Annotated in this window: 8 protein-coding genes and 1 tRNA gene; 5 read left to right on the forward strand and 4 right to left on the reverse strand. The window is 62.1% G+C overall.

Annotated features, from left to right (window positions below):
• The 4 genes from secD to queA all read right to left on the reverse strand — a co-directional run bounded on the left by secD (position 1) and on the right by queA (position 4,551).
• Positions 1-1,860 (reverse strand): protein translocase subunit SecD, encoded by a 1,860-nt coding sequence (secD, locus tag ACMV8A_RS14050; protein ID WP_495326504.1) that lies wholly within the window; start codon positions 1,858-1,860, stop codon positions 1-3.
• A gap of 65 nt (positions 1,861-1,925) precedes the next feature.
• Positions 1,926-2,261 (reverse strand): preprotein translocase subunit YajC, encoded by a 336-nt coding sequence (yajC, locus tag ACMV8A_RS14055; protein WP_495326505.1) that lies wholly within the window; start codon positions 2,259-2,261, stop codon positions 1,926-1,928.
• 58 nt (positions 2,262-2,319) lie between these two features.
• Complete coding sequence (tgt, locus tag ACMV8A_RS14060) at positions 2,320-3,435, reverse strand: tRNA guanosine(34) transglycosylase Tgt (protein WP_495326506.1); 1,116 nt, start codon at positions 3,433-3,435, stop codon at positions 2,320-2,322.
• A 54-nt stretch (positions 3,436-3,489) separates the two neighbouring features.
• The gene (gene queA, locus ACMV8A_RS14065; RefSeq protein WP_495326507.1) at positions 3,490-4,551 is read right to left on the reverse strand and encodes a tRNA preQ1(34) S-adenosylmethionine ribosyltransferase-isomerase QueA; all 1,062 of its coding nucleotides are present in this window, start codon (positions 4,549-4,551) and stop codon (positions 3,490-3,492) included.
• 70 nt (positions 4,552-4,621) lie between these two features.
• On the opposite strand from queA, the gene ACMV8A_RS14070 reads away from it, so the two are divergent.
• From ACMV8A_RS14070 to ACMV8A_RS14090, 5 genes are all read left to right on the forward strand, one after another.
• Positions 4,622-4,708 (forward strand) — tRNA-Leu (locus ACMV8A_RS14070).
• 356 nt (positions 4,709-5,064) lie between these two features.
• Complete coding sequence (locus tag ACMV8A_RS14075; protein WP_495326513.1) at positions 5,065-5,817, forward strand: tyrosine-type recombinase/integrase; 753 nt, start codon at positions 5,065-5,067, stop codon at positions 5,815-5,817.
• 126 nt (positions 5,818-5,943) lie between these two features.
• Complete coding sequence (locus tag ACMV8A_RS14080) at positions 5,944-6,237, forward strand: type II toxin-antitoxin system HigB family toxin (RefSeq protein ID WP_495326508.1); 294 nt, start codon at positions 5,944-5,946, stop codon at positions 6,235-6,237.
• A 17-nt stretch (positions 6,238-6,254) separates the two neighbouring features.
• Positions 6,255-6,629, forward strand: coding sequence for a helix-turn-helix domain-containing protein (locus ACMV8A_RS14085; protein WP_495326509.1), 375 nt, complete (start codon positions 6,255-6,257; stop codon positions 6,627-6,629).
• Positions 6,630-6,755: 126 nt separating this feature from the next.
• Positions 6,756-7,193, forward strand: a complete 438-nt coding sequence (locus ACMV8A_RS14090) for a hypothetical protein (RefSeq protein ID WP_495326510.1) — start codon at positions 6,756-6,758, stop codon at positions 7,191-7,193.
• Positions 7,194-7,730: the final 537 nt, after the last annotated feature.

The following is a 7,730-nucleotide window of genomic DNA, read 5'->3' on the forward strand; positions in this document are numbered from 1 at the left end:
TCACGCCAGCGGCAGCTTGGTCAGACGACGCTGGCGCCCATAGGTCAGGTTGACGATGGCACGGCTCACCATCACCGCAGTGAACATGGAGGTGAGGATACCGATGGACAGCGTCACCGCAAAGCCCTTCACCGGGCCGGTGCCGAAACCGAACAGCACCACCGCAGCGATCAGGGTGGTGATGTTGGCGTCGGCGATGGTGGCGAAGGCGCGTTCGTAGCCGGCGTTGATGCTGGCCTGGGGTGAATTGCCGTTATTCAGCTCCTCGCGGATGCGCTCGAAGATCAGCACGTTGGCGTCCACCGCCATGCCCAGCGTCAGCACAATGCCGGCGATACCGGGCAGGGTCAAGGTGGCCTGCAACAGCGACAGCACCGCCACGATCAGCACCAGGTTGAACAGCAGCGCCAGGTTGGCGACCAGCCCAAAGGAGCGGTACCAGAACACCATGAACAGCACCACCAAGGTGAAACCGATGAGTACCGAGGCCACGCCCTGATCGATGTTGTCCTGACCGAGGCTGGGGCCGATGGTCCGTTCCTCGATGATCTCCATTGGCGCGGCCAGCGCACCGGCGCGTAGCAGCAGGGCGAGGTTACGCGCCTCTTCGGAGCTGTCCAGGCCGGTGGTCTGGAAGCGCTTGCTGAAACGGTCACGGATCACCGCCACGCTGATCACTTCCTCGGTGCGCGAGGTGGTGCGCTGCGGCTGGCCGTTCACCATCTTGGTCTCGGTCTTGGTCTCGATGAACACCACCGCCATGCGCTTGCCGACATTGTCGCGGGTGGTATTGTCCATGCGCCGCGCACCCTGACCATCCAGGGTGACGCTGACCATCGGCCCGCCGCTCTGCGAGTCGATACCGGAGGCGGCGTCGATGATCTGGTCACCGGTGATGATCACCTGGCGTTGCAACAGGATCGGGCGGCCGTTGCGCTCGTAATACAGGCGGCTGTTGGGCGGTACGCGACCGGCCAGTGCATCCTCCACGCTGCGCTCCTCGTCCACCAGGCGATATTCCAGGGTGGCGGTGGCGCCGAGGATATCCTTGGCACGGGCGGTGTCCTGCACACCGGGCAGCTGTACCACGATGCGCTCGTCGCCCTGCTGCTGGATCACCGGCTCGGCCACGCCCAATTCATTGACGCGGTTGCGCAGGGTGGTGATGTTCTGCTGCAGGGCGAACTTCTTGATGTCGCGCAATTCCTGCTCGCTCAGGGCAGCCAGCACCAAGGGCACGCCCTCCCGCTCCACCGTTTCCAGCAGCAGGTCGCGATATTCCTTGCGCAGCACCTCATAGGCCTGATCGCGCTCGGCGACGTCACGGAAGCGTGCCTCCACCCGGCCATTATGGGAAACCACCGTGAGGTAACGCACCTTCTGCTCGCGCAACAGGGTGCGCCAGTCGCTGACGTAGCGCTCCAGCGCCTGCGCCGCTGCTGCGTCCATGTCCACTTGCATCAGGAAGTGCACGCCGCCGCGCAGGTCCAGGCCCAGATACATGGGCAGTGCGTCGAAGGCACGCAACCAGCCGGGGGTCGCCGGCGCCAGATTGAGCGCCACGGCGTAATTGTTGCCCAGGGTCTCGCGCACCAGCTCGTAGGCCCGCAGCTGCGGTTCGGTGCCGGCAAAACGCAGCAACAGGGTGTCGCCCAGCAGTTCGGCGCGCTTGAGTTCTATCCCCTGCGCCTGCAGCGTCCGCTCCAGGGTATCCAGGGTGCTGGCATCCACCTTGCCGGTGCGCGCCGCCACCACCTGCACCGCCGGATCGTCACCATACAGATTGGGCAGCGCATAGAGCACGCCCGCCAGCAGGACCATGGCGATGAGCAGGTACTTCCACAGAGGGTATTTGTTCATGACTGCAACTCCAAAGGCCCGCCGCCCCGCGGCGGGCCGGGATGCTCACTTATTCTTGCGTGGGATTACAGACCGCCCTTGATGGTTCCCTTGGGCAGGACACTGGCCAGCATCTGGCGCTGGATCTTGACGTGCACGTTGTCGGCCACTTCCACTTCGATGAAGTTGTCGCCCAGATCCACCACCTTGCCTACCAGACCGCCACCGGTGACCACCTCATCACCCTTGGCGATATTTTCGATCATCTTGCGATGTTCCTTGGCGCGCTTCTGCTGCGGGCGGATGAGCAGGAAATAAAACACCACGAACAGGATGATGAAGGGCAGCAGGGCGCCGAACATGTCCGGCTGGCCAGCGGCGGGGGCGGCTTCGGCCCAGGCGTCGGAGATAAAGAAGCTCATGAGGTTTCCTTCCAGTTGCTGTTGTTGGTCGAGGCGGGGGACCCGCGAAAGGCTCGCATTATGGCATAGGCGGCACCGGCTGTCCCCGCCGCCGGTAGAACTCGGCCACGGCCTGCTCCAGGGTGCCGGCCACGATGGCGGCGCGCAGGTCGCGCATCAGGCGCTGGTAATAATGCAGGTTGTGGATGGTGTTGAGACGGGCGCCAAGGATTTCGCCGCACTTGTCCAGGTGGCGCAGGTAGGCACGGCTGTAGTTCCGGCAGGTGTAGCAGTCGCAGTCCGGGTCCAGCGGGCGGGTGTCGTGCTGGTACTGACTGTTGCGGATACGCACCGCCCCCTCGCTGGTGAACAGGTGGCCGTTGCGCGCGTTGCGGGTGGGCAGCACGCAATCGAACATGTCCACGCCGCGGCGCACCGCCTCGACGATGTCCTCCGGGGTGCCGACACCCATCAGGTAGCGCGGCCGCTCGGTCGGCATGTGCGGGGTGATGGCCTCCAGGGTGTGCAGCATCTCGTCCTTGGGCTCGCCCACCGACAGGCCGCCGATGGCATAACCGTCGAAACCGATGTCCACCAGGCCAGCGAGGGATTCGCGGCGCAGCGGCGGGTACATACCGCCCTGCACGATACCGAACAGGGCGTTGGGATTGTCGCCATGGGCGGCCTTGCTGCGCGCCGCCCAGCGCAGCGACAGTTCCATGGAGATGCGCGCCTGCGCCTCCGTCGCTGGATAGGGCGTGCACTCGTCGAAGATCATCACGATGTCCGAGCCCAGGGCACGCTGCACCGCCATGGACTCCTCCGGTCCCATGAACACCTTGGCGCCGTCCACCGGCGAGGCAAAAGTGACGCCCTGCTCGCTGATCTTGCGCATCTCGCCCAGGCTGAACACCTGGAAACCGCCGGAGTCGGTGAGGATCGGGCCGTTCCAGTGCATGAAATCGTGCAGATCGCCATGCAGATTGATGATATCGGTACCGGGACGCAGCATCAGGTGGAAGGTATTGCCGAGGATGATCTCCGCGCCCAGCTCGCGCAATTCCTCCGGCGTCATCGCCTTCACCGTGCCATAGGTGCCCACCGGCATGAAGGCCGGTGTCTCCACCGTGCCGCGGGCGAAGTGCAGCCGGCCGCGGCGGGCCTGGTGGTCGGTATGCAGCAGTTCAAACTTCATATGAATTAACCACGGCGGGCACGGAGGAACGTCAGTCTCTTGGCTGGTTCCACATTATTCATCGCCGCGCCCTCCGTGTCCTCCGTGGTTGGTCATTTTCTGCGGCAGGATGAACATGGCATCACCGTAGCTGAAGAAGCGGTAGCGCTGCTGCACCGCGTGGCGGTAGGCGGCCATGACATTCGCGTGACCGGCGAAGGCGGACACCAGCATCAACAGGGTGGACTCGGGCAGGTGGAAGTTGGTGATGAGCGCATCCACCACGCGAAATTCATAGCCTGGATAGATGAAGATATCAGTCTCCCCGGCGAACGGCTCCGGCGCGTCGCCCCGCGCCGCGCTTTCCAGGCTGCGCACCACCGTGGTTCCCACCGCCACCACCCGGCCGCCACGGGCACGGGCCGCGGCAATGGCGGCGCAGGCCTCCGCCGGCACCTCCAGGTACTCGTGGTGCATCACGTGCTCACGAATGTCGTCCGCCCGCACCGGCTGAAAGGTGCCGGCACCCACGTGCAGGGTGACAAAGGCGCGCTCGACACCCTGGGCAGCCAGTTGCGCCAGCATGGCATCATCAAAGTGCAGCCCGGCGGTGGGCGCCGCCACGGCGCCCTCGCGGCGGGCGTAGACGGTCTGGTAGCGCTCGCCGTCCTGCGCGGCGGCGTCACGCTCTATATAAGGCGGCAAGGGCATGCGGCCGTACTGCTTGAGCAGGGTCAGGGCTGGACCGGGGAAGCGCAGCTCGAACAGGTCACCGGCTCGGCCCAGGCTCTCCACCTCCAGTGCCCCCTCCAGGGTCAGCCAGGTACCGGGCTTGGGCGACTTGCTGGCCCGCACATGGGCCAGCACCCGATCGTCACCCACGATGCGCTCCACCAGCACCTCCACCTGGCCGCCGCTCTCCTTACGGCCGAACAGGCGCGCCGGGATCACCCGGGTGTCGTTGAACACCAGGAGGTCGCCGCGGCGCAGCAGGCCCGGCAGGTCGCGGAAGGCCAGATCGCGCCGCGTGCCGTCGGCGCCATCCAGCAACAGCAGGCGGCTGCCGCCGCGCTCGGCGGCGGGCTGCTGGGCGATCAGCTCCGGAGGGAGGTCGAAATGAAAGTCCTGGCGACGCATGGGGGGCGCATCGTATCAAAAAAGGGGCTTTGCCGCCGCGCATCCCTTTCCCTATAATGCGCCCTCCCCTGCCGGGGTGGCGAAACTGGTAGACGCAGCAGACTCAAAATCTGCCGGGGGCAACCCCGTGTCGGTTCGATTCCGACCCTCGGCACCAATTAAATCAAGGCGTTACGAACATTACGCGTAGCCGCCTTGTTCTCCAATAGGTCAGTCGGTACAGCAGCGGTACAGTCCTCAGTTTCGAGGGTACCGCATGGCCACGATCTACCAGACTCCCGCCAAGACCTGGAAGGCCGTTATCCGCATGAGCGGGTGGCCCCAGCAGATAAAAACGTTTCGCACGAAACGTGACGCCCAGGACTGGGCGCGAAACGTCGAAGACGAAATGACGCGGGGTGTTTTCATCTCCCGCGCCAAGGCCGCCCAAGTCACTCTCAGTGACGCCCTGGATCGTTACCTGAAGGAAGTCACCCCACAAAGAAGGAATCCACCCAAGCCGCCGAGGCCAAGATCGTCCAGCAGCTTCGCAAGGCCCTAGGCAGCTACTCGCTCGCCGCCATAAGCACACAGAAGGTATCGGAATACAGGGAGGCCCGCCTGGCTGAGGGCCGAGCCCCGGATACAGTACGATTGGAACTGACGCTCCTCAGCAACCTGTTCAACATCGCCAAGGATGAGTGGCAACTGGGCCTGAAGGCCAATCCAGTTTCTGCCGTGAAAAAGCCTCCCTCGACGGAACGGGATCGACTTCTCATGTGGTCTGAGATCAAGCGGTTGTTCAAGGCAGCCAAAGCCGACTCCCAGCCAATGATCCTGCACGCCATCCGCATTGCCATGTTCACTGCCATGCGGCATTCCGAACTCCAGAACCTGCGCGTCCAGGATGTGGATTTCCAGAAACGCCTGGCATTCGTACACGCCAAGGGACGGGGCCGAGTTAAACAGGCTGTTCCGCTCTCCCAGCGCGCCTGCAAGGCCCTCAAGGCGGCCATAGACAACCCCTTCCGTCCCCGTGGTTCCAAATACGTCTTTACGGTGGACGGCAAGAAGCCTTACGAAATCAGGACGGCGTGGGATCGGGTGGTGAAGCGTGCCGGCATCGAGGATGTTCGCTTCCACGACCTGCGGCACCTAGCCACCACCATCTACGCCAAGCGCGGCCTGACCACCCAGCAGTTGCAGCAGCTTACCCGGCACAAGACCCTTTCTATGCTGAACCGCTACACCCACCTCCAGGCCAGCGACATTATTGACCTGCTGTAGCACGCTCGGCACTGACGCGCCGCCTGCCGGCGGCTTGTCGGCCACCGTTCCGGCGCATGCAGAGCCTGCGCCTACACGGCGGCCACATACATTGCTCCCATTTTGGGAGGAGGTTATACTTCAGCCATGAGAGTCATCGCCAAACGGACCTTGCGGGCATTCTATGAGCAACCGCCCTACCGGGATGCCCAAGGGCCGCTGGAGGCGTGGCACGCCGAAGCAAGCAAGGGCACCTGGCAAACTCCGCATGACATCAAGGAGCAGTACGCCAACGCCAGCATCATCGATCGCTCCCGCGTGGTGTTCAACATTGCAGGGAACAAATACCGACTGCTGGTGGATGTGGATTACGCACGGCAAGCGCTCTATGTGAAATTCATTGGCACCCATGCCCAATACGATGACCTCAACCTGAAGTGACCAGAGAGGATTGCTGTATGGATATCCGCCCCATTAAAACTGAAGCTGACTACGAAGCCGCGCTGGCCGAAATTGAAGCGCTGTGGGGTGCTCCGGTGGACACCCCTGAAGGTGATCGCCTTGATGTGCTGATCACGCTAGTGGAAGCCTACGAGGCCAAACACCACCCCATTGCCCCACCCGATCCTATTGAGGCCATATTGTTTCGTATGGAACAGAGTGGAATGGAACGCAAGGATCTGGAACCATACTTGGGAAGAAGCGGGCGTGTCTCCGAGGTGCTGAATCGCAAGCGCCCACTGTCCGTTGATATGATCCGCCGACTCTGGGAAGGATTACACATCCCGCTGGAAAGCCTGATCCAGGATACGCGCCCTCACCGGCATGCCTAAGTGTGCCGCCGTGCAAGCGCAGGCTCTGCATGCGCCGGAACGGTGGCCGACAAGCCGCCGGCCAGGCGGCGCGTCAGTTTCGAGCATGGCACATAAAAATTTACAACGAGCACAGGGAGAAGAACGATGAAGTGTCCAACCTGCGATAGTGAAAACACCCAGCGGCTGAGCATCATCTATGGTGGTGGCCTCACCACCGTCGATACCTCAACAGTAGGGCTGGGCGCTGGTATCAGCGGTGGCGGACTGGGAGGGGGTATTGGCGTGGCGGGCACTCGTGGCACACATCAGACCGCACTGTCGCAACAAGTTGCACCGCCTAAGAAGATATCCGTGCTCAACGTTTCGATCTTGCCTGCTATTGGATTTTTTGTCGGGCTCGCGATACTCGACAATGCAGCGTTGTTTGGCCTGTTCTGGATGGCCCTCGTGTTAGCAGGTACGGCCTGGGTCTGGACCGGTGCATGGAGATATAACACACAGATCTGGCCTAAGAAGATGGAAATATGGGAAAAACAATTCATGTGCTTGAGGTGCGGTGAGGTTTTCGCAATACGGAAGTAGTGTAAGCCAAAATGGCTACAGTGGCGCGCTGCGCGCCACTGTAGCCATTTTGGCTTACACTGCAATTTCTGGTTGCACCCAACAACAAATGTGGTAAATTTTCCGCATCACGCTTTTTTCCGTGGCCACTACGGTTTCAGTGGCGAGCACCACCGGTTGGGGAAGGGTGCCGGGTCCGTCAGGACCTCCGACCATCATTCAACCATAGCGAGTTTTCTTTGTCTCTGTGCATTTTTCCTCCAGGATCGAGCGCGCAAGCGAGACAAACGCACGCGCGCACAAAAAATTGGCGACGGAAAGATGCGGGCCACAGGGCCGCGAGAGTTTGAGAGATACGGCGCATAGGCCGCAGATTCGAAAGGTGGGTGAAGTGCGTAAACGCACTCTAACTTTGTTGCACACCCGGCAAAGTGGCCTGCCCCAGGTTTCACGTACACCTAGTTAAGGTGGCATGATGAAACCTGGAGGTAAGAAATGGCAAGAAGGCAATTTAGTCGGGAATTCAAATTGGGGGCGGTTCGGCTGGTCCGTGATCAG

This window comes from Sulfurivermis sp. (assembly GCF_059410345.1).

Excerpts from the sequence above, each read along its gene's own strand:
- secD (WP_495326504.1), bottom strand. The coding sequence starts at position 1,860 with ATGAACAAATACCCTCTGTGGAAGTACCTGCTCATCGCCATGGTCCTG.
- yajC (WP_495326505.1), bottom strand. The coding sequence starts at position 2,261 with ATGAGCTTCTTTATCTCCGACGCCTGGGCCGAAGCCGCCCCCGCCGCT.
- tgt (WP_495326506.1), bottom strand. The coding sequence starts at position 3,435 with ATGAAGTTTGAACTGCTGCATACCGACCACCAGGCCCGCCGCGGCCGG.
- queA (WP_495326507.1), bottom strand. The coding sequence starts at position 4,551 with ATGCGTCGCCAGGACTTTCATTTCGACCTCCCTCCGGAGCTGATCGCC.
- ACMV8A_RS14080 (WP_495326508.1), top strand. The coding sequence starts at position 5,944 with ATGAGAGTCATCGCCAAACGGACCTTGCGGGCATTCTATGAGCAACCG.
- ACMV8A_RS14085 (WP_495326509.1), top strand. The coding sequence starts at position 6,255 with ATGGATATCCGCCCCATTAAAACTGAAGCTGACTACGAAGCCGCGCTG.
- ACMV8A_RS14090 (WP_495326510.1), top strand. The coding sequence starts at position 6,756 with ATGAAGTGTCCAACCTGCGATAGTGAAAACACCCAGCGGCTGAGCATC.